The 1,389-nt window shown below is 74.2% G+C and carries 2 protein-coding genes; both read left to right on the forward strand.

The features are described from left to right. Positions 1–6 precede the first annotated feature (6 nt). On the forward strand, positions 7–1,086 hold the full coding sequence (locus tag AC13HU_RS37235) for a LacI family DNA-binding transcriptional regulator (RefSeq protein ID WP_483046428.1): 1,080 nt from the start codon (positions 7–9) through the stop codon (positions 1,084–1,086). Between the two features lie 67 nt (positions 1,087–1,153). After that, positions 1,154–1,389 (forward strand): hypothetical protein (locus AC13HU_RS37240; RefSeq protein ID WP_483046427.1); only part of this gene is annotated, 236 nt, incomplete at its 3' end.

Genomic DNA, 1,389 nt, shown 5'->3' on the forward strand with positions numbered 1-1,389 from the left:
GCTGATATGAGTGCCCCCAGCGTGCAACCACCCCGTGACGACCAGCCGGAGACCCCCGGTGGCGGCACCGCGACGCTTGCCGAGATCGCGCGGGCCGCGGGCGTGTCGACTCCGACTGTTTCGAAGGTTCTCAACGGGCGGGGCGATGTCGCGCCGGCCACCCGCAGCCGGGTCGAGGAGTTGCTGCGCCGGCACGGCTACCAGCGGCGGCGCGGCAGCGTGCAGCCGGCCCCGCTGATCGATCTGGTCTTCCACGAGCTGGAGAGCTCCTGGGCGATGGAGGTGATCCGCGGGGTGGAGAACGTGGCCCGCCAGGAGAGCCTCAACGTGGTGCTGTCGGAGTCCGCCGGGCGGCTCAGCCCGGGCCAGACCTGGGTGGACGGCGTGCTGGCCCGCCGTCCGACCGGGGTGATCCTGGTGCTGTCCGGCCTGGACCCGGCGCAGCGCGCCCAGCTCACCAGCCGCGACATCCCGTTCGTGGTGCTGGACCCGGCCGGCGACCCGGGCGAGGACGTGCCCGCGATCGGCGCCACCAACTGGCAGGGCGGCCTCGCCGCGACCCGCCACCTGCTGGAGCTGGGCCACCGCCGGATCGGCGTGATCGGCGGCCCCAGCGGCATGATGTGCAACCGGGCCAGGATCGACGGCTATCGCGCCGCCCTGGAGACCGCCGGTGTCGAGTACGACCCGGACCTGGTGCGGTCCGGCGACTTCCACCACGAGGCCGGCTACACCGTGGGGTTGGAGCTGCTGCGCCGCCCTGACCGCCCCACCGCCGTCTTCACCGGCAACGACCTCCAGGCCCTCGGGCTCTACGAGGCCGCGCGGGAGTTGGGCCTGCGCATCCCGCAGGACCTGAGCGTGGTCGGCTTCGACGACCTGCCGCTGGCCCGCTGGATCAGCCCGCCGCTGACCACGGTCCGCCAGCCGCTGACGGAGATGGCCGAGGCGGCCGCCCGGCTGGTGCTCGACCTGAGCCGGGGCAAGCAGCCGAGCACGCTGCGGGTGGACCTGGCGACGCGGCTGGTCGAGCGGGCGAGCAGTGCGCCGCCGCGCGCCGATGGTGCGGGCCCGGCGGGGGAGTAGGCGACGGAGCGACGGCGGTGTAGCGGAGGTGTCGCGGCGGCGCGGGTCGGCGTGGGACGGTGGAGGGATGGAGCGCGAAGGGGAGTTGCCGATGCCCGCGGCGGGCGACGTGGTGCTGTTCGGGACGGCGGACGCCGGGGGTTGGGTGGGGGCGCTGCGGGTGTACTCGCGCGGCTTCGTGTGCACGTTGCGGGTGATCCGGCGGGTGCCGCAGGAGCAAATGCGGTTGGTGGAAGGGAAGTTGGTGCCGCGGACGGTCTGGGACGGGGAGGGCGCGCTGCGGATGGGGGTGCGGTACGGGAA

It is taken from the genome of Streptomyces sp. NH27, assembly GCF_056859195.1.